This is a genomic window from Planktothrix sp. FACHB-1365, assembly GCF_014697575.1.
In the GTDB taxonomy this organism is placed as follows: Bacteria; Cyanobacteriota; Cyanobacteriia; order Cyanobacteriales; family Microcoleaceae; genus Planktothrix.
In genome coordinates this window covers 102,157-121,231 of sequence record NZ_JACJSC010000012.1, presented here as the reverse complement: position 1 = coordinate 121,231, position 19,075 = coordinate 102,157, and the positions used below count along the sequence as shown (strand labels likewise).

The 19,075-nt window shown below is 38.5% G+C and carries 15 protein-coding genes and 1 pseudogene; 8 read left to right on the top strand and 8 right to left on the bottom strand.

Going from position 1 to position 19,075, the window contains the following annotated elements; genetic code table 11:
- Nucleotides 1–6: 6 nt before the first annotated feature.
- Nucleotides 7–771: a carbohydrate ABC transporter permease gene (locus tag H6G57_RS15280; RefSeq protein ID WP_375539525.1), complete on the bottom strand. Its 765-nt coding sequence runs from the start codon at nucleotides 769–771 to the stop codon at nucleotides 7–9.
- Nucleotides 772–862: 91 nt separating this feature from the next.
- Nucleotides 863–1,429: a 5-formyltetrahydrofolate cyclo-ligase gene (locus H6G57_RS15275; RefSeq protein WP_190519937.1), complete on the bottom strand. Its 567-nt coding sequence runs from the start codon at nucleotides 1,427–1,429 to the stop codon at nucleotides 863–865.
- Between the two features lie 416 nt (nucleotides 1,430–1,845).
- On the opposite strand from H6G57_RS15275, the gene H6G57_RS15270 reads away from it, so the two are divergent.
- A complete protein-coding gene (locus tag H6G57_RS15270) occupies nucleotides 1,846–3,156 on the top strand; it encodes a serine hydrolase (protein WP_190519935.1) in 1,311 nt (436 codons plus the stop codon).
- A gap of 186 nt (nucleotides 3,157–3,342) precedes the next feature.
- On the opposite strand, the gene H6G57_RS15265 is transcribed toward H6G57_RS15270, so the two are convergent.
- From H6G57_RS15265 to recR, 3 genes are all read right to left on the bottom strand, one after another.
- Nucleotides 3,343–3,744, bottom strand: coding sequence for a hypothetical protein (locus H6G57_RS15265; RefSeq protein WP_190519933.1), 402 nt, complete (start codon nucleotides 3,742–3,744; stop codon nucleotides 3,343–3,345).
- Between the two features lie 268 nt (nucleotides 3,745–4,012).
- A complete protein-coding gene (locus tag H6G57_RS15260) occupies nucleotides 4,013–4,420 on the bottom strand; it encodes a hypothetical protein (protein ID WP_072722148.1) in 408 nt (135 codons plus the stop codon).
- A 372-nt stretch (nucleotides 4,421–4,792) separates the two neighbouring features.
- Nucleotides 4,793–5,404 carry a recombination mediator RecR gene (recR, locus tag H6G57_RS15255; protein ID WP_309235919.1) on the bottom strand — a complete coding sequence of 204 codons (612 nt, stop codon included), beginning with the start codon at nucleotides 5,402–5,404 and terminating at the stop codon, nucleotides 4,793–4,795.
- Between the two features lie 517 nt (nucleotides 5,405–5,921).
- Between recR and H6G57_RS15250 the strand changes: the two genes are divergently transcribed.
- Entirely contained in the window at nucleotides 5,922–6,413 is a 492-nt protein-coding gene (locus H6G57_RS15250) for a redox protein (RefSeq protein WP_190519931.1), read from the top strand.
- Between the two features lie 247 nt (nucleotides 6,414–6,660).
- Here the strand turns inward: H6G57_RS15250 and H6G57_RS15245 are convergent.
- Nucleotides 6,661–7,557 (bottom strand): annotated as a pseudogene (locus tag H6G57_RS15245) (serine/threonine protein kinase); the annotation flags it as partial.
- Between the two features lie 220 nt (nucleotides 7,558–7,777).
- Here H6G57_RS15245 and H6G57_RS15240 point away from each other — a divergent pair.
- The 4 genes from H6G57_RS15240 (at nucleotide 7,778) to H6G57_RS15225 (ending at nucleotide 12,919) form a co-directional block, all read left to right on the top strand.
- On the top strand, nucleotides 7,778–9,367 hold the full coding sequence (locus H6G57_RS15240; protein ID WP_190519927.1) for a hypothetical protein: 1,590 nt from the start codon (nucleotides 7,778–7,780) through the stop codon (nucleotides 9,365–9,367).
- 243 nt (nucleotides 9,368–9,610) lie between these two features.
- Nucleotides 9,611–11,308: a glycosyltransferase family 39 protein gene (locus tag H6G57_RS15235; protein WP_190519925.1), complete on the top strand. Its 1,698-nt coding sequence runs from the start codon at nucleotides 9,611–9,613 to the stop codon at nucleotides 11,306–11,308.
- Nucleotides 11,309–11,350: 42 nt separating this feature from the next.
- Nucleotides 11,351–12,100, top strand: coding sequence for a hypothetical protein (locus tag H6G57_RS15230; protein ID WP_190519923.1), 750 nt, complete (start codon nucleotides 11,351–11,353; stop codon nucleotides 12,098–12,100).
- A gap of 48 nt (nucleotides 12,101–12,148) precedes the next feature.
- Nucleotides 12,149–12,919 carry a class I SAM-dependent methyltransferase gene (locus H6G57_RS15225; protein ID WP_190519921.1) on the top strand — a complete coding sequence of 257 codons (771 nt, stop codon included), beginning with the start codon at nucleotides 12,149–12,151 and terminating at the stop codon, nucleotides 12,917–12,919.
- Between the two features lie 193 nt (nucleotides 12,920–13,112).
- On the opposite strand, the gene H6G57_RS15220 is transcribed toward H6G57_RS15225, so the two are convergent.
- Together H6G57_RS15220 and H6G57_RS15215 are read right to left on the bottom strand one after the other, a co-directional pair.
- Nucleotides 13,113–13,706 (bottom strand): TIGR04376 family protein, encoded by a 594-nt coding sequence (locus tag H6G57_RS15220; protein ID WP_190519919.1) that lies wholly within the window; start codon nucleotides 13,704–13,706, stop codon nucleotides 13,113–13,115.
- A 153-nt stretch (nucleotides 13,707–13,859) separates the two neighbouring features.
- Nucleotides 13,860–15,035 carry a hypothetical protein gene (locus H6G57_RS15215; protein ID WP_190519917.1) on the bottom strand — a complete coding sequence of 392 codons (1,176 nt, stop codon included), beginning with the start codon at nucleotides 15,033–15,035 and terminating at the stop codon, nucleotides 13,860–13,862.
- Between the two features lie 266 nt (nucleotides 15,036–15,301).
- Between H6G57_RS15215 and H6G57_RS15210 the strand changes: the two genes are divergently transcribed.
- Nucleotides 15,302–15,904, top strand: coding sequence for a glutathione S-transferase family protein (locus tag H6G57_RS15210; RefSeq protein ID WP_190519915.1), 603 nt, complete (start codon nucleotides 15,302–15,304; stop codon nucleotides 15,902–15,904).
- A 221-nt stretch (nucleotides 15,905–16,125) separates the two neighbouring features.
- Nucleotides 16,126–18,708: a cyanophycin synthetase gene (gene cphA / locus H6G57_RS15205; RefSeq protein WP_190519913.1), complete on the top strand. Its 2,583-nt coding sequence runs from the start codon at nucleotides 16,126–16,128 to the stop codon at nucleotides 18,706–18,708.
- The last annotated feature ends 367 nt before the right edge of the window (nucleotides 18,709–19,075 follow it).

Sequence of the window (19,075 nt, the reverse complement as noted above, 5' to 3'; positions counted from 1 at the left end):
ATCATATTATCCTTTTACCCCTGACCCCGCATCTGTTGGCACAATATAGCGTTGTACAATTAAAAATAATAGCAAAACAGGTGCAATGGAAATCACCGAACCCGCCGCAATTAATCGCCAGTCTAAGGAAAATGTTCCGGCTAAAGTTGCTACTCCTAACGGCATGGTATAATAATCGGGTTGGTCTAATATTAATAACGGCCAGAGAAAGTCACTCCAAGACCCAATAAAGACAAAAATTGCTAAGGTAATTAAAGCAGGTTTAACAGCCGGAATCATCACATTCCACCAAATTCCTAATTCTGAACACCCATCAATTCTCGCGGCTTCTTCTAGTTCTTTAGGAACGCTTTGAAACGCTTGTCTTAAGAGAAAAATTCCAAAGGCAGAAGCAATACTAGGGAAAATAATTCCTAAATAAGTATTCCTTAATTCTAACTGCACCGTTAACACATATAACGGAATCATCACAATTTGAAAGGGAATCATAATTGTGGCAATAATAGCCGTAAAAATTCCATCTCTACCTTTAAAGTTTAATCTGGCTAAGGGATAAGCGGCTAAGGAACAAAATAATAAATTTAAACTCACTGTTAAGGTAGCCACAATTAGACTATTGAATAAATATCGACCAAAAGGGTTTGTTTTCCAGACGGTAATAAAATTCTGAAATGTCGGTTGACTGGGAATTAATTGCGGGGGAAATTGAAAGATATTCTCACTGGGAGATTTAAAGGCTGTACTCACTAACCAAACCAAAGGGAATAACATTAAAACAGCAATTATTCCCAAAATAATATAAATAATAACTGTTTTTAAGGTTTTATTATTGAGGTTAAATTTAGGTAGTTGATCAATCATTTTAAACTCTTAAATCGAAAAAATTAGATTCTGTACAAACTGCATTTAACGGTTTATCCCAAGCATCAATCGGTAATTGAGGAAGATAAGCAAAATCAAAAATAATTCCAATGGTCGGAATAGAATTCCATTCGGGTAAACTCAACATTCGATCATAAAATCCCCCTCCGTATCCTAACCGATATCCTTGAGTGTCACAAGCAACGGATGGAACTAAGATCAAGTCAACTTCACCTGGTTTAAGTTGGGGTAAGTTAATATTAGGTTCAAGAATACCATAACGATTAATCTCATAAACATCTCCAGGTTGCCAACAATGCCACGTTAAAGATTGTTCAACACAACGGGGAAATCCCCATATTTTAGTCGTGTTACTCCATAATAAACTTAAATCAGGTTCTTGACGAAAACTGAAATAAGATAAAATAGTTTTGGATTGTTGAAAAAGTGAATATTTTTTTAAATTTTGGCACAACTGATCACTTTTTTCTTTCCAGTCTTTTTTTAATAGCGAACGACGTTGTTTAATCAGTAAACGTCTTAATTCTGGTTTAGTTTGATTCAACATTCCTTTGTAACGAGATTAAAATTTTCCAAAGCTGTAATAATATTAGCGATCGCTTGATGCTGAGTCGCTTTATTTCTAATTTCTATAATAACCTGACTATAAATTCTGCATCCGTTCTCCATGAAACCTAATGGATCTTTCTTTCATCAACTCTAAGATTTGTAGCCAAGGGTAGGTTCGGTGGCCATTGGGAAGTTGAGTCTTTACCATGATTTAAGCTTTTGTCGATTTCTGAAATAATGTTCTCAACTCATTTAACTCATGGCTCTAAGGATTTAATTTTGATAATAATCATGGTAATCTAAATTCGGATCTCATCTGTTTAAGAAACTGGGCAAAGAGAGGTCTTTGCTGAGGTCGAGATGTTATCTAAACCGTCTGTAAACCAATGAAGCTTGTGTGTGAGGAGTTTAAGAATGCGTCAAGTCTGGCGTTGGGCTATAACAGTAACAGGTAGTATGACACTGATTGTGGGTCTGGGACTGACTCAAGCACTCCCTTCATTGGGAACCGCTTCAGAATTGTATGGGGCTCGTTCCTTAAAAGAATTAATTGTATTGCGAGATCGCTTAATTCAAGAGTTAGAAACACCCCCCAAAGATCGACCCGAACCCAACTTTTTTAACTCTTTATTTGCTGACCCCTTGGAATTTGAACCCAATGAAATATTATTACAAAAACTAAAAACCGTTGAAGTTCAAATCTTAGTTGAAGAACGGGCTGAAGATAGTTGGAAACAAGCAATTCGTTTAGCAACCCAAGCTCAAAAAGTTGCTAATCCTAATGATCCTTCTCCTCAACAGCGAAAACAAGTACAAGATCTGTGGGAAAAAGCAATTAATAATTTACAAGAAATTCCCCCCCATTCTTTATTAGCAGGTCAAACTTCTAACAAAATTAAAGAATACGAATCTAGCTTATCTAAAATCACCGATAAATTATTAGATGCACGGGCAAAAATATTAGAACAAATTCGTCAAGAAAGCGGGTTAACTCGTCAAGCCATGCTGACGGTTTGTACCTTAAAACGAGACTGCGTTAATTTACGGGGAAATGAACCTCCAGCAAGTCCCGCTAGTTTAATTAAAGTTCCCGTTGCGATCGCGCTTTTACATAAAACAGCCGAGGAAAAAATTAGTTTAGATCAAAAAATTCTAGTTGCGGGAGGAAACTTTACAGAAGATGCTTCATCTATTCGAGCTCGTCAATCTTACTCTTTAAAAGAGTTAATGGGAGTTATGATTGATCACAGTAGTAATATTGCAACAAACCAATTAATTGATTATTTAGGTTCAGATTATATTAATAAATTTTTAGAAGCAGAAGGCTATAAATTCACGAAAGTTAATTTTAAATTAATGGGAGATCATATTATGCCTTGGCGACCGGGGAAAGGACGAAATCGATTAACCAGTAATGAACTCACGGAAATGATGGTAGAGGTTTATAATTATGAACATCCCTCTTCTCAAGTCTTAATTGATGCGTTAAATCGTCAATATGATCGGGTAATTGGTTATGCAGGTTTACAAGGATTACCAAAAACTCAATGGTTAGGAGAAAAAACGGGTCAAAATTCTAGGGTGATTGGGACAACCGTTGCGGCTCAAATTAATGGGGAAAAGTATATTATTACTGCTATTGATAATAACACGGCTAACGTTCCCCAAATTAGTACCTCAGTCCATAAAATAGCAGAATATATTGTGGAAAATGGGCAACTATAATCAATCATTCCGCCGGATGTAGCGATCGCTCAATTAATCGAACCGTAGTAAGCCCTTCAGGGCTTTCTTAGAGTCCTAAAGGACTCACTACACCGTAGTAAGCCCTTCAGGGCTTTCTTAGAGTCCTAAAGAACTCACTACAAAAGTCCTAAAGGACTCACTACAAATAGAAAATTTAGCAGTCAATTATTCTTCATCTTCACTATCAACTTTATTTTTAATTTCATGCCAAACCGATAAAACTCCTGCCATCCAACTTTTAACAAATGTTAATTTATTTTGCTCATCATCGGGTAATAAATGACTCAATTCACCCGATTCTAAACGATTTGGATTTTGATAGTGGTGATGATCTAAAAAATCCCACAATTCGGCAAATGCGTCTGAGTCAATATTAATCCCGGCAACATTCAGATTTGCAATGCGGTGAAATTCTTGATAAGATAAACTACTCGCCGATTTAACCCCAAAATTAAAACCTTGTTCTTGAACTTGTTCTGCTATGGTTTTTTTGTCTTCGCGTAAGCGTTGAACTAAGGATTCAGAATCAAAGGTTGCAGTCATTTGTTCTTGTAGAGAAATAGCCATAATTAAAGCCTCCTGGCATTTGCCAGATTAGTAAATAAGTTAAAAAGGGGAAACTATAGCAATCTGATCTGACTTGTAAATTCTCTGTATTTCGTATTTAAAAAATCGATTACCCTTGTATCTCATAATTTACAAGTAATCTGGAAATGCTATAGTTATTGTTGATAGCATCTGGGTTGTTTGACAAAAATCCGAGTTGTTAACAATAGGAATAGTCGAATCTTGATTAGCCCATTGAAATGAATTCATCCGGTTAAATCAATGAATTTTATTCGGCTTCCACATCATTAAGTTCGTCTTTAATTTGATTCCAAACCGTTAATACGCCTTCCATCCAACCTTCAACAAAAATTGATTGGTTTTCCTCATTCAGAGAAGTCATTTCGCGTAATTCTTCGCCTTGAAATTCCATGTTTTGCTCAGGTTGACGACTGGCTAATAATTTCCACATATCCGCAAAGGAATTCGCTTCGATTCTGACATGACCTAGACTGAGGCGTTCAATGCGTTGAAATTCTTTATAGGAAAGGGTCATAGCAGATTGAATTCCTAATTTCCGACCTTGTTCTTTGATTTGCGCCACTAACAATTTTTTTTCCAGTTTCAGGCGGTCAATCAGTTGTTGGTGGTTAAAGGTTAATGCTTGGGTTTGGGTTTCTTTGAGTGTAATCGCCATGTTTAAAGCCTCCTGGCACACGCCAGATATGTTGATTTCTTGTTTAACAGTCTGCAATCGCTCATACAACCCATTGGGGATGGCAATAGTCAGTCGTTTTGCACACATCGTTTTAACTTTTCTGTGTATAGGTATACAATAACTCGACTATTTGCATAATGGTAGCTCTTGTTACATTTTTTTACATACTTTGTGGTAGTCGCCCCATTTGTTATGTACTTATAGAGGTTTGGGGCGATTTAGGACTTGTGTTATGTAATTAATGGGATTTTTGAATAAAGTTATGTAATGGGGGTGGACATATAGCCATCGCAAAAACCCGGCTTCTGTCAGAAACCGGGTTTTTATTCCTCAAGGGATGATTGAAGTAGGTTATTCTAACTCTCTCCGTCCTTCTAACGCCCGTGCTAAGGTAATTTCATCGGCATATTCTAACTCGCCCCCCATCGGTAAACCAAAGGCAATGCGGGTGACTTTCGTAAAGGGTCTTAACAGTTGACCTAAATATAATGTTGTGGTTTCTCCTTCAACACTCGGACTAATAGCAATAATCACTTCTTTAATTTGTTGTTGACTTACCCGACGAATTAACGGTTGAATGGTTAATTGTTCCGGGCCAATACCATCCATCGGAGAAATCACACCCCCCAAAACATGATATTTCCCTTTATATTCCCGTGTTTTTTCTAATGCAATCACATCACGGGAGTCAGACACCACACAAATTGTATCGGGGTCACGTTGGGGATGACGACAAATCTCGCAAACGGGTTCAGCCGAGAGATGGAAACAAACCTGACAAAAACCCACTTGCTGTTTCGCATCCAATAACGCCTGGGCTAAGGCTTGCACATCTTCATCAGGACGCTTAATAATATGGAGCGCCAACCGTTGGGCTGTTTTTGGCCCCACACCGGGTAAATGTTGCAATTGCTCAATTAATCGAGCTAAAGGACGAGTATAAACCGTCGGACTGCCTCCAATTCCAAACCGTAGTAAGCCCTTCAGGGCTTTCTTAGAGTCCTAAAGGACTCACTACAAACCGTAGTAAGCCCTTCAGGGCTTTCTTAGAGTCCTAAAGGACTCACTACAAATCGTAGTCAGCCCTTCAGGGCTTTCTTAGAGTCCTAAAGGACTCACTACAAATCGTAGTCAGCCCTTCAGGGCTTTCTTAGAGTCCTAAAGGACTCACTACAAATCGTAGTCAGCCCTTCAGGGCTTTCTTAGAGTCCTGAAGGACTCACTACAAACCGTAGTCAGCCCTTCAGGGCTTTCTTAGAGTCCTGAAAAACTCACTACAAACCGTAGTAAGCCCTTCAGGGCTTTCTTAGAGTCCTGAAGGACTCACTACAATTTTACTGTAAAAATTCCCCCTCTCTGTCCCTAGACTATCTATTCGGTTTCCGCATAGAAACTATTCTGAATAAGTTTTGATTGTTTGAATCAGTATGACTAAGCTAAAGACAACTCGCGAAAAACTAATATTTTAAATAGAGTGAATATGTTTGAATTAATCCCCTTTCATAAATTTCGTGATACTCCCAGTGTGCGTTTTTTTGATATTACAATTGCCAATTCAAACGCCCGTGATTTAGTCTTTCATGAAGGGCCAGCCATTAGCCCCAATAATACTGAAACCGGATATTGGCAATTTTATCTTCATCCCCATCAAGAAGATAATTTGTTAGCAGTGAGTGGGGGACGCACCTTTTATTTAGTTAATTTTGCTTGGAAAGATCCCTATCATATTGTTAGATTAGATGCGAACCGTCACATTTTGAGAATTCCCCCCGGAACCTTCCATCGTTCTGTTTCTGACCCCGATGGTTCTTTAGTTTTAAACCAAGCTGTTAGAGCGGCAGAAGCAACAATTCAAAGCGAGTTTCGCGTTTATAATAGTTTTGAAATTCCTCGTTTGCTGAAAGTTACTTCTAAATTCGGCCCCGAACCCATTTTACATGGTTTTGATCAGGAAGAACGAAAAGCGGCTTAAATTAGCAACTCAGTCATTCCGTTATAAAATTAAAGGAATGACTGGGGATACAAATAATTGAGATTCTTCAGTTTAGTCTGCTTAAATTATATAGCAATCCTATTTGAGTTGTTTTTGTATAAAAATTAGACTATAAGCTTAAAAATTTCTTGATTTTACTCAGTATTCCTCTAGGAGCCTCTGAAGGTTGATTCTGAAAATTAATTTCAACATTCATAATATTAGTATTATTATTCTCAGTTTGTTTTAAATCAATTTCTGCTAAACATTGCAAGATTATTTGTGGATTTTGAGGGCGATTACCTGGAAAAGGAGCTATTAAATAATCAATTAGAGCAGCAAATTGAGCAGAAATATGGGGCACACCTTTTCGCCATAATAACTTACCTGTTCGGGGATTTTCTGGATAAGCATTGGGAGGTTTTCCCGTTAATAAATAAATCAATGTTTGTCCCAAGGCAAAAAAATCGGATTGAGGAACAGCTTTCCCATTTATTTGTTCTGGAGGTGTATATCCAGGAGAAACAATCCCAGTTACAGTTTGGCCATCAGTGAAATTAAATATATAGGTTCCTAAAATTTCCCGTACAGTTCCAAAATCAATTAATACTAATTGTCCATTAGATTTTATCATAATATTTTTAGGCTTAATATCCCGATGGAAGTATTGCAAATTATGAACTTGCTCTAAAATCTCAGCTAGTTGTTTTAGCCATTCTAAAGCCTGTTCTTGACTGATGGGTTCTTGTTTTCGTTCATTCATCCAGTCTTGTAAATTTAGCCCTTCAATTTTCTCCATTACTAAACAATGAAGAGCTTCTTCGCTCCCCTTGGGAAGATAGGTAAAATATCCATCAAGATCAATTTTAGGAATTCCAGGATGATTAATTTGACTCAAAACTTCTGCTTGTTGTTTAAATAAAGCGACAGCTTTAGGATGGTTTATTAATAAAACTTTTAGAACCTTAACTTTCCCTTGATCATCAATTTCAAATGTTTTGCTAGAACATCCGCCTCCTAATTGTTTAATCACACGATACCGTTCTTTTAGCAAAAGATCTGAGCCACATTGACAGCAAGTGTGTTGATTCTCGTTTGCTGGATCTGTTGGATTTGGACATTGAGGATTAAGGCAATAACTCATCACGAGAAAACCTCAAGGGAGATGATGAAATTAATTATACCCTGGAAAATTTATTATTCCTAATAAGCTTAATATTTAACCCCAAAGACATCAAGAATATCAAGAAGTTGCCAGGACTAACCCTGGAAGACCAGGTAAACCAGTAAATCAAATAGCGATCGCACCTTTTTTGGTACAATAGCGGTGATTTGTTTGGTGCACCGAATAGCCGTTATTAACCGTGAGTAAAGATTTATTTTCCCGTGAAGCCTTGGCTCAAATTCCTAAAATTTTAACCTTATTGGATCGAAATCCCCATAGTCCAACTTATGGTTGCTTTGATCGAAATTTTTGGCATTATAAAATTAAAGATTTTGCCAATGGTAAAATGCAAGAATTAGTGTTACCTCTGGCGTTAGTTTATGATCTTCCGATTTCCGATAATCCCTATTATCAACAACCTGCGATTAAAAATTGGGTGGAGGCGGGTATTCTTTATACCACTGATACGGTTCATCCTGGTAATTTTTGTGATCAATATTTTCCCTTAGAACATTCTGCTAGTGCAACGGCTTTTTCCCTATTTGCTTGTTTAGAAAGTTATCATTTATTAGGGTTAATGAATTATGAAGGGTTACAAAGTTTTGAACGTCGGGCGAATGGGTTAGCTTATTGTAAATTTAGTCAAAGTGCGAGTCAGGAGGCGTTAATTATTCTCTGTTTAGAACGGTTGGGACAAATGTTACAAACGTCTAAATGGCATCGCATTAAAGCTTCACGTTTAGATTGGTTATTCTCCTTACAAAGTCAGGAAGGATGGTTTAAAGAATACGATACTTTTGATCCCGGTTATCATAGCTTAACGATTTCTTTTTTAGCTCAATTGGATGATTTAAGAGGGGATTTACGCTTCAAAGAATCTTTGCTGAAGGCGGTAGAGTTAGCGTCTTATTTTATTCATCCTGATGGGTCGTATGGGGGTGAATATGGAAGTTTAAATACTTATCAATTTTTTCCGTATGGGTTTGAATTAGTCGGGGAATGGCTACCGGATGCGTTACGAATTAATGACCGATTTTTACAGGGTCTTAAGAATGGTTTATCAGCTTGTTATGGCGATGATTATTTATTAGGAAATTGGGTTTGGAATTATCTGCTGGCTTGGCGCGATTTTGTCCCTGGAAGACCGCAACCTTTAGCGCGAGATGTGGCGAGTATTGGGTTAAAGGAAGCGGAGATTTTAATTAAACGTCGTCCCCATGTGGAATTATATGTGGCTTTAAATAAAGGGGGCGTTTTTAAGTTATTTAGAGAAAATAAACTGATATTGTCAGATACTCATTTTTCCCTACAAGTTCGTCAGGGTCGTCAGATTAAAAATGCTGTGGCGCATTTAATGAGCTCCTATACCATTCATGTTGAACAGGATGATGTTTTAATTGAAGGGGGATTAAGTTGGGTAAAACCTAATCAATTATCTTCGTTGAAATTAGTGTTAATGCGAATTTTAATATTGATTTTAGGGAGATTTTTTTCCAAGCAAATTCAGAGTTTAAATTCTTCTGAAATTGTTCGGGGGAAACAAGACGCACCCTTTCGATTTACACGACGATTTCGGTGGGAAAGAAATCAATGGCATATTATTGATGAATTATATGCTGATTCTTGGCGAGGGGTCGTTTCTGCTGGAATTGCTTGTGATCAAACGTCGATGGATATTCCTTATAGTCGCACGTTTCAACGGGGACAATTACAACCTTGGTTAGATTTAACAGATGAAATTAGGAAGTTAACGCCGGGTCAATGTTTGAAATTAGAACGACGGTTTTAAGGGATTATTTATTCCTACAATATAATAGGGGTTTGGTGTCTGAGTGGTGCTTATAAATTCTAAAATAATGATAGGTTTTATTATTCCTATAATAAGGTTTTGGTGTGTGCGCGATGCTTATAAATTCTAAAATAATGATGGTTTTTACTATTATAATATGGGGTTGGTGCGTGCGCGGAGCTTACGCACCCTACGGATGAAGTATAATGATTAGTTTAGATTTTGTGAGGATTGTTTTAAGGGATGAAAATTACGAATAACCGATGGTTTCATCCGGTTTTATTGTTATTTTGGGTGGGACTGGGAATTTTATTGAGATTTATCGGTTTAGGAGATAAATCAGCATCGAGTATTGAAATTTCTACTTTAGTGTTTAGTTTGGGTCACGGACTGAAAACAATTCCGTTAGATCAAATGATTTCGGTAGATACTTTATTATCTCCTTTGCGGTTTGAAGCAACGACTCAACCGTCGGATGTGGTTTATCATTTGTTCAGTGAAAGTAATCACCCTCCCTTATATTTTTTATTGAATCATTTTTGGATGAAATTGTTTTCAACCGAGGGAGAATTAGTCTCTTTAACGGTAGCGCGATCGCTCAGTTCTATTTTAGGGGTTTTATCAATTCCGGCTATTTTTAGTTTAAGTTATTTTGCCTTTAAATCGTTGATTTTTGCTCAAATTACTGCTGCGTTAATGGCAGTTTCTCCTTATGGCATCTATTTATCGCAGGAAGCACGCCATTATACTCTAACGATACTCTGGATTATTGCATCTCTGGGCTATTTTGTCAAGGCGATGAGAAGTTTAGAGGGGGAAAAACCCTTATCTATCATTCAAGTAATCGGTTGGATTATGATTAATGGATTAGGAATAGCCAGCCACTATTTTTTTATTGTGTTCTTGGGTGCAGAAGGGTTAGTTTTAGGGGGATTGTGGTTAAAGAATTGGCAAAATAAATTAGGGATTTTAAGAACAGCTTGGCTAAGAATTTATGGAGTAATTTTAGGAACCTTTATCAGTGGGTTAGTTTGGATTCCCATTTTAAAAAGTATTCCCAATGATCAACTTACAGACTGGATTGAAACTGAATTTAAAGGCTTAGGATGGATAGAACCTTTATTTCGGTTACTCGCCTGGTTAATTACCCAGATCTTTTTATTACCCGTTGAAGGAACACCTTTGATCATTACGGTCATTTCAGTCTTAATTTTATTAACAGTTTTAGTTTGGGTGATTCCTGGAATTATTCTGGGAATTCGGTTCAATTTGACCGCCTCTGAAAATCAACTGGAAACTAAAATTTTTAGCGGTATTTTGAGTAGTGTTCTTGTGCTATTTTTAATTTTAATTTATGGACTTCAAAAGGATGTCTCTCTGGCGGCGAGATATCAATTTGTTTACTTTCCGGTGTTTATTTTAATTATAGGTTCTGCATTAGGTCGAATTTGGAAACAACCTGAAATCTTTAATTATTCTTCGGTTTCACTTCCGCCTATTTTACAAGTTAATAGCCAAAAAATCGTAATTGTCACCTTAATTATGGGATGTGTTGGTGCATTAACCGTTGGGGGAAATTATGGGTTTCAAAAATCCCAACAATCAGATCGTTTAGCCAGTTATATTATTAATGAAGCGAAAACACCTGTTATTATTGCTATGACTCAGCGAACCCATGCAGAAACTCGCGCTTTGATGGGATTAGGATTAGAATTTAAACGTCAGCAGGCTGAAAAATTACCTCAATTTCTGTTAGTCAAAAAAACAGATAATCCTTCTCCTGCGGTAGCAACTGTTTTAACTCAAGTTCAACGTCCCTTTGAATTTTGGAGGGTGAATTTAAAAGATAATACGGATTTTAGCCAATTTCGCTGTCAGGAAGATCCCCGTCCTCAGCCTGATTTTAATGGATATCGATATGGACGATATTATTGTCGATAGTTGGGTTATGATTTGAGTTTAACGCCAATAGGATCAGTTAAAATGCAGTTATATCTAACGCTTTCTCCCCTAAAATTAGCCAAACGTTTAACGCTGGGAGTGGTATTTTTTACGCTAACGAGTATTGCAGTTCAAATTGGTAAATTTGTGTTTAATTATCGAGAAGATTGGACAGTGATGTTTAATGTAGATCGAGAGATGAATTTACCAACGTTTTATAGTGCGTTTATGTTAGCTTTTTGTGCTTGGTTATTGGGTGCGATCGCATCAGGAAAACAAGTGGAACTGGAACAACAAAAAACCTTAAACGATCCTGATGATAATACTCCGGTAAACTATCGTTATTTCCAACAGTGGAAATGGTTATCGATTATTTTTTGGTTACTAGCTTTTGATGAAGTAGCTACGATTCATGAAATCTTAATTATTCCTGATATTGCGGAAGCGTTAAAGTTACCTGCTTTTTTACATTCAATGTGGGTCATTCCAGGGACAATTATAGTTGCTATTTTCCTAAAACAATATTGGAAATTTTGGTTATATCTTCCCCTAAAAACCCGCTATCATTTTGCTTTAGCTGCATCTTTATATATTGGAGGTGCGTTATTCATGGAAATGCTAGGGAGTTATATTACCGTTATAGAAAATCAACAAAATCCGATTTATGCAGGAATGGCAATTGTAGAAGAAATTATGGAAATGATGGGAGTGATTGTGTTTATGTATGGATTATTAGTTTATATTCGAGAATGGCAACAAAAAATTGATGTTGAAATTAAAATCATGAATTAACTGATAACTGATAACTGATAACTGATAACTGATAACTGATAACTGATTATGGAAGAGTTTCTTTACAAAATGAACCCTTTAACTCGGTTTTCTGACCGAGCATCTTATTATGCGAAATATCGACCAAGTTATCCTGATGAAGCGATTACAATGGTATTAGAGGGGTTAGGAAATACCTCGGAATTAATAGCAGTTGATATTGGTGCGGGAACGGGGATTTCTTCACGGTTATTAGCAGAAAGAGGGGTTAAGGTTTTAGCAGTTGAACCTAACCCCCAAATGAGAGAAACCGCCACCCCCCATCCCTTAGTAGAATTTCGAGAAGCTACGGCGGAAAATACGAATTTAGGAGATAATTCTGTTGATTTAGTTACTGCTTTTCAAGCCTTTCATTGGTTTAACCCTGAACTTACTTTAAAAGAATTTAATCGAATTTTAAAACCATCAGGACGGTTAGGAATTGTTTGGAATCATCGAAACCGTAATGATCAATTTACCCAAGAATATAGCCAAATTTTTAAAAATGCAGCCAAAGATCCGCCAGTAGAAAAGGAAAAACGAAAACGAGTTATGGATAGGGCTCAAAGTTATTCTTATTTTACCAATTGGCGTTATCAAGCGATCGCTTCTCAACAAATATTAGATTTAGAAGGGTTAATTGGAAGAACTCAAAGCGCCTCTTATATTCCGACTGAAGGAGAAGCGGGTCAACAGATTATTACCGAGTTAGAAGCGTTATTTCAACGTTGGGTAGATGCTCAAGGATTTGTACATTTAATTTACCGTACAGATGTTTATTTAGCCGATGTTAATTTATAATAGAAGGATATGATATAAATTGATCAATATCAATATTCAGTTGAACAATTTATTAAAACAGATACGGGAAAATGGCAACTCAATTTTTATGAGTCTGCTGATTCTATTTTAACCTTAAGTACCGTTGAGTTTCAAATAAATTTAACTGATCTTTATGAACAAGTGAATTTTGAACAATCCGAGGAATAAAAGTTTAACGTCCCTTATTTCGCTTTAACTGATCTAATTCATCATCGATTGCCCATTGTTTAAATTTCTCTTCTAAAGGATCACCAGAGGAATTTGAACTGCTATAGGATTTACTTTGATTCCACCCTTGAGTTTCCCAAGGATTTTGAGCTTTTTGTTGAGTTTGTGATTTCACACGGTTGGCTTCCATTTCTGCCGCTTTGACTTTAACTTCTTTGTGGCGTTGTTGCACTTGATAATAGAGTTCTTTAGATTTTTGAATCCGTTCTTTCACGCCTTGCATTTGTCCCCAACGTTGATTTCCTTGACGCAGTAACGCCGCTTCTCGTTCTTGAGCCGCAGAGACTAAATCTAAACGATTGGCGGCTTGTGCTTTTTGCACCCATTTATGCCATTTTTGAATATCCTGAGCAATTTCTAAAATTTCCGCTTGTAGCTTTTTTTCTTCTCGGTTCAACTCAGCAATTAACCGTAATGTATCCTCTTCTTGTTCCCGTAATTGTTCTTCTAATGCTTGTAATTCTAAATGGGGATTATCTTTGAGAAACTCCTCTAAACGAGTCTCTAAAAATCGACTAAAATCTTCAAATAAACCCATAATTAAAAGTTAAATCTAAGGGGACAGGGGGAATAACTAACTGTTCAGAAAAATTGAGCAATCTGCCTAGATTAGATCCCCCTAAATCCCCCCTTCGGCAAGCTCAGGGCATAGCCTTAAAAAGGGGGACTTTGACTGATCTACAGCTACATTTTAGAACTGTTGTCCGACAAAAATAGTCCGAACTTCCCCATTACGACGAATGACAGCTTCTTGGTTAGCGACTTCAACCAATGACCAACCACTGGCTCCGACGGTTTCACCCACATAGATGCGACGAGCCACTCCGTTAATTTCAAACAAAGCCGCCGAACGATCACCCAATTCCAAAATCCCCACTAAGGTATGGGTGGTTGCAGGTGCAGGGTTAACGGCTGTAGGCTGTTCTGCGGGGGGTGGAGTCACCGCCGCAGGGGGTGGCACAGGACTACTTTCGGGTGCAGCTTGTTGAATTTGGGGTGTGGGGGGAACCGCTTCCAAAGCTGGAGCAGGTTTGGCTTGCGCTTCCGGTTTGGGGGCTGGGGTGGTTGTTTTAGGCGCAGGTGCGGGCACAGAACCCGAATTCCGGCCACCGGGAACCGCCGTTGAGACAGGCGGCGCGGGTTGTTGTCCCTTAGCCAAAGTATTCATCACCTGTTGAGACAGAGAGGCTGTTTGATTCGACGCATCTTGAATCGCCCCCGCCACACGGTTAATCGCGGCGACGAGGTTATTAGTATCCATCACAGGAGCCGTCTGAGCAACGGGAGGAGTCCCAGGAACTGGAAGGGTGGGTAAGGCTGTGTTAGGAACAGGTGGAGGTAAAAGGGGCAACCCTAACGGGGTTTGTTGATTCTGTTGTTGAATATTGCTCAGGGATCGCTCAATATAATTGGAAAATTGAATATCCGCTTTAGTTTTGGCATCTAAAACCGGTTCCGGGGCTATAGCGACAGGTTCGGGGGCAAATAACCGCCCTAAACCGCCCCGGGTTGCTAACCATAATAATAAGGTAATCAATAATGATGAAAACGCGGCGATGAGCAGAATCCGATCCAGGGATGGAGAGGATTTTTCTGCGCTGGCATCGCGTAATTTTTCGGCGTCTTCTTCCTCCGACCGGGGCATTGGAGGCAGAATAATCTGAGGAACTTTAATCGATTTTAGCGAAACAAATTCCGGTTGTGCAGGTTCCTGGGGTAGCCGGGATTCTCCCTGCATCACACGTTCGACATCGGAAAAAATGTCGTCCATGAGTTCATCGGCATAAGCTTCTACCGAGATCGGTTCTTTGGCGATTGGCACTTCGGAGAATTCCAATCGGGTTTTACTCATCGTTTCTTGAGCCATTAATCGCTCCTCTCCCTGTAAGTCGTTAACCTCGATTTATTGATGATACAGCTATTTTATTGATATTTTTATATTACTTGTAGAGGGGAATTTGATCTCTATCGCCCAGAAATTTTCTGCAAATTTTAGAATAGCTGTAAATCTCACTAACTTTATCACATAATTTCAAATTTGTCAACATTTAGTAGATAGATATGTCTGAGTCTTAATGCTTTAATGGTATATTGAAGTTGATCAATTGTGACTTTAAAAAGAGGATAAATTCTATGTTCAGGTTGTATGAGTATTCCACCTCTGGAAATTGCTATAAAGTTCGTTTGCTGTTAACTCAACTGCATCTTCCCTTTGAACGCATTGAAATTGATATTGTCAAAGGAGAAAGTCGCACACCTGAATTTTTAAAGAAAAATTCTAACGGACGAGTTCCCGTTTTAGAATTAGAAACCGGAAAGTTTTTACCCGAATCAAATGCTATTTTATTTTATTTAAGTCAAGGAACAGAGTTTTTTCCAGAGGATCGCTTTGAACAAACTCAAGTCCTGCAATGGATGTTTTTTGAACAATATAGTCATGAACCTTATATTGCTACCTCCCGCTATTGGATCAAAATTTTAGGAAAAGCTCAGGACTATCAACAAGCATTAGAACAAAAACGTCAACCCGGTTATGCAGCCTTACAAGTTATGGAAAACCATTTAGAAACGCATCGCTTTTTTGTAGGCGATCGCTATACTATTGCCGATATCAGTTTATTTGCTTATACCCATGTTGCCGAAGAAGGGGATTTTAAATTAACTTCATTTCCGGCTATTCAATCTTGGATCAAACGTTTAATTGATCAATCTAATTATATTCCTATGGATTTTTAAAATAGCCGTAAAAAATTAATCCGATAGGCTTTAGCTACAGAATCTAATATTTTCCTTAAATTTTAGAAAAAATTACCCAATTTCTAGGAATTTACCCCGCCCATTTTCTGAAATTGTGGGATAATTTACCCTAAGCTGAAATCGTGAATTGGAGTTGCCTAAGATTCCCCCATGAAGAGGAACACAAATCACTGAATTCAAAAGTTTAGGAGGCAATGAGTATGAAAATTCTAAAAACCCAGACCTTATGCGGGCCGAACTATTGGAGTATTGAGCACCATCACCTGATTATTATTCACCTCGATTTAGAAAAGGATAATCGCTACACCCCTGAAATTCCAGAGTTCTACGAAGGACTACTAGAAATCTTCCCCCATTTCAATCAATCCAAATATCAAGATTTCATGACAAATGTAAAAACCGGAATCTTGATGAGTGATATCGTGCTACAAGTTGCCTTAGAATTGCAAACCTTAGCGGGAATGCCTGTCGAATTTGGTTGTACTCGTCCCAGTTCTCAAACCGGAGTCTACCGGGTCATTTTTCAATATAAAATTGCTGAAGCGGGACGCTATGCAGCCCGAGCCGCCGTGAGGTTATGCCATCGTTTAATTGATGATGGATATTATCGCAAAACAGAACTGCAACACGATTTACAAGACTTACAAGAAATTTTCCTAGACGCTCAACTCGGCCCAACAACGGAGGCTATTGTTCAAGAAGCAGAATCTCGTGGAATTCCTTGGAGAGAATTACCCGCCCGCCATGTGATTCAACTCGGTTATGGTAAAAATCAACGACGAATTCAAGCGTCACAAACCGATGGTAGTAATATTTTAGCCATTGAATTTGCTTGCGATAAAGAAGGCACAAAAACCCTCTTAGATGCAGCCCGTTTACCCGTTCCCAAAGGCACGGTAATTAATAGTTTAGATGATTTAGAAAATGCCATTGATAATATTGGGGGATTTCCCATTGTTTTAAAACCTTTGGATGGAAATCATGGTCGTGGTATTACTCTGGATATTCAAACTTGGCATGAAGCTGAAGATGCTTATCAAATGGCAAAAAATGAATCTAAAATCGGCAGTGTGATTGTTGAACGTTACTATAAAGGCAATGATTATCGCGTCTTAGTTGTCCAAGGAAAAGTTGTGGCAGTCGCTCAACGAGTTCCGGCTCATGTAGTTGGAAATGGTCGTTCCACCTTAGTCGAATTAGTCGAAGACACGAACCGTGATCCTCGTCGTGGAATGGGTCACGAAAATATGTTAACTCGTATTGAAATAGATCGCCAAAGTATTGATATTTTAGATCAACAAGGTTATCATTTAGACAGTATTCCTAAATCGGGACAGGTTTGTTATCTCAAAGCAACCGCAAATTTAAGTACCGGGGGTATTGCAATTGACCGTACCGATGAAATCCACCCGGAAAATATTTGGATTGCAGAACGGGCGGCTCAAATTATCGGTTTAGATATTGCCGGAATTGATATTACCGCCCCCGATATTAGTCGGCCATTGCGGGAAGTGGATGGAGTCATTGTGGAAGTTAACGCCGCACCAGGGTTACGGATGCACATTCAACCCAATGAAGGCAACCCCCGCAACGTGGCAGCCCCGATTGTGGATATGCTGTATCCTCCCGGAACCTCCGCCCAGATTCCGATTACCGCCATTACCGGAACCAACGGTAAAACCACCACCACCCGTTTAACGGCCCATATTTTTAAACAAACTCAAAAAGTCGTTGGGTATACCACCACCGACGGCACTTATATCGGAGATTTTTTAGCCGAAGCGGGAGACAATACCGGGCCTGCTAGTGCCGCTTTAATTTTAAATGATCCGACGGTTGAAATTGCGGTTTTAGAAGCCGCACGGGGGGGAATTCTCCGGTCTGGCTTAGGGTTTAATCGTTGTGATGTGGGAGTGGTGTTGAATGTGTCTGAAGACCATTTAGGGTTACAGGATATTAACACCGTTGAAGAAATGGCAGACGTCAAAAGTGTTGTGGCAAAAGTAGCTCACAAGTATGCTGTGTTAAATGCCGATGATCCGTTAGTCGCCGCGATGGCATCACACTTAAAAGCGAAAGTTGCTTATTTTTCATTCCAAGCTGATAACCCGATTGTGAATGAACACGTTGCCCAGGGAGGCGTTGCTGCGATTTATGAATCCGGTTATTTATCCTTTTTAAAAGGAGAACAAATGATCCGCGTTGAACAAATGGCCAATGTTCCCCTAACGTTACGCGGGTTAGCGCCCTTTATGATTGCCAATGCCCTTGCTGCGAGTTTAGCAGCCTATCTCCAGGGCGTGACCATTGCCGAGATTAGTCAGGGGTTGCGGACGTTTGAGATGTCGGTGGAACAAACCCCTGGGCGGATGAATTTAATTCCTTATCAGTCTTTCCATATTTTATTGGATTATGCCCATAATCGAGCGAGTTTCCAAGCGATTTTGGAGTTTGTTCGTAATTGGCCCGATGGTAAACGGATTGGAGTTGTTGGTGCACCGGGCGATCGCCGTAAGGAAGATTTTATCGAATTAGGACGCTTGGCGGCGCAAATGTTCGAGCGCATTATTATTAAAGAAGATGAGGATAATCGCGGATGTCCAAGGGGAGACGTGGCTAAATATATTCAGATTGGGATTAAACAGGAAAATCCTGATTTTGACTGTGATATTATTCTCCAAGAAACAGCAGCCCTTGAAACAGCCTTCAAGGAAGCTTCTCCTGGTAGCCTGGTTGTGATTTTCCCCGAAAGCGTTAAACGAGTCCTGGCGTTGCTTCAGTAACAGTAAACCCCAACAAAAAAATGAGGGTGTAGGGAATTCAACTCGAAAATAATCACTTTATCCCTATTCCCTTAATATTTACTAACTTCAAATTTTCAGGATATTCTGTTCTTTATTTCTTCTTCTCTCTGGTGATCACAATTGCGATGGTTTAATCAGATTTGAAAAAAGAGCTACATGAGATCGTCTAAATTGATTTGTTTTAATGTAGAGAAAATTTTCCCAGCAGCTTGATCCTTCTGTAGAGAGATGCAATCCTTCTAAGATTTAAGTAGGATCTTGATTGTAACACAAAAGTAACGAAACACCTCGATTTTCACCCTAAAATTTTTATTTTTAGAAAGAATTATCAGGGACAAGGGCATTA

Excerpts from the sequence above, each read along its gene's own strand:
- H6G57_RS15280 (WP_375539525.1), bottom strand. The coding sequence starts at position 771 with ATGTTATTCCCTTTGGTTTGGTTAGTGAGTACAGCCTTTAAATCTCCC.
- H6G57_RS15275 (WP_190519937.1), bottom strand. The coding sequence starts at position 1,429 with ATGTTGAATCAAACTAAACCAGAATTAAGACGTTTACTGATTAAACAA.
- H6G57_RS15270 (WP_190519935.1), top strand. The coding sequence starts at position 1,846 with ATGCGTCAAGTCTGGCGTTGGGCTATAACAGTAACAGGTAGTATGACA.
- H6G57_RS15265 (WP_190519933.1), bottom strand. The coding sequence starts at position 3,744 with ATGGCTATTTCTCTACAAGAACAAATGACTGCAACCTTTGATTCTGAA.
- H6G57_RS15260 (WP_072722148.1), bottom strand. The coding sequence starts at position 4,420 with ATGGCGATTACACTCAAAGAAACCCAAACCCAAGCATTAACCTTTAAC.
- H6G57_RS15250 (WP_190519931.1), top strand. The coding sequence starts at position 5,922 with ATGTTTGAATTAATCCCCTTTCATAAATTTCGTGATACTCCCAGTGTG.
- H6G57_RS15235 (WP_190519925.1), top strand. The coding sequence starts at position 9,611 with ATGAAAATTACGAATAACCGATGGTTTCATCCGGTTTTATTGTTATTT.
- H6G57_RS15230 (WP_190519923.1), top strand. The coding sequence starts at position 11,351 with ATGCAGTTATATCTAACGCTTTCTCCCCTAAAATTAGCCAAACGTTTA.
- H6G57_RS15225 (WP_190519921.1), top strand. The coding sequence starts at position 12,149 with ATGGAAGAGTTTCTTTACAAAATGAACCCTTTAACTCGGTTTTCTGAC.
- H6G57_RS15220 (WP_190519919.1), bottom strand. The coding sequence starts at position 13,706 with ATGGGTTTATTTGAAGATTTTAGTCGATTTTTAGAGACTCGTTTAGAG.
- H6G57_RS15215 (WP_190519917.1), bottom strand. The coding sequence starts at position 15,035 with ATGGCTCAAGAAACGATGAGTAAAACCCGATTGGAATTCTCCGAAGTG.
- H6G57_RS15210 (WP_190519915.1), top strand. The coding sequence starts at position 15,302 with ATGTTCAGGTTGTATGAGTATTCCACCTCTGGAAATTGCTATAAAGTT.
- cphA (WP_190519913.1), top strand. The coding sequence starts at position 16,126 with ATGAAAATTCTAAAAACCCAGACCTTATGCGGGCCGAACTATTGGAGT.